This is a genomic window from Acinetobacter sp. 24-47-62, from assembly GCF_056779765.1.
In genome coordinates this window covers 1-309 of record NZ_JBWYIN010000046.1, presented here as the reverse complement: position 1 = coordinate 309, position 309 = coordinate 1, and the positions used below count along the sequence as shown (strand labels likewise).

The following is a 309-nucleotide window of genomic DNA, read 5'->3' as shown; positions in this document are numbered from 1 at the left end:
AAATGCGGTCCACACATTTCAAACCTGTCGCAGGATAAGTCAGCTCAGCAACGATTTTAGGCTCGCCTTTTTTAGTGACATGATCGGTGGTAATAAAGACTTTTTTCGCACCTACGGCTAAGTCCATTGCACCACCCACAGCAGGGATGGCATCAGGTGCACCGGTATGCCAGTTTGCAAGATCACCATTTTCAGCGACTTGGAAAGCACCGAGTACAGCGATGTCTAAGTGACCACCACGCATCATGGCAAATGAGTCACCATGATGGAAGAAAGCTCCGCCTTCTAATAAAGTCACAAACTCTTTAC

Annotated in this window: 1 protein-coding gene; it reads right to left on the bottom strand. The window is 47.2% G+C overall.

The window, feature by feature from the left end; genetic code table 11:
* The coding region (locus tag AC1M87_RS14820) for a CoA-transferase (RefSeq protein WP_481594127.1) at positions 1-309 on the bottom strand (309 nt) is incomplete at both ends.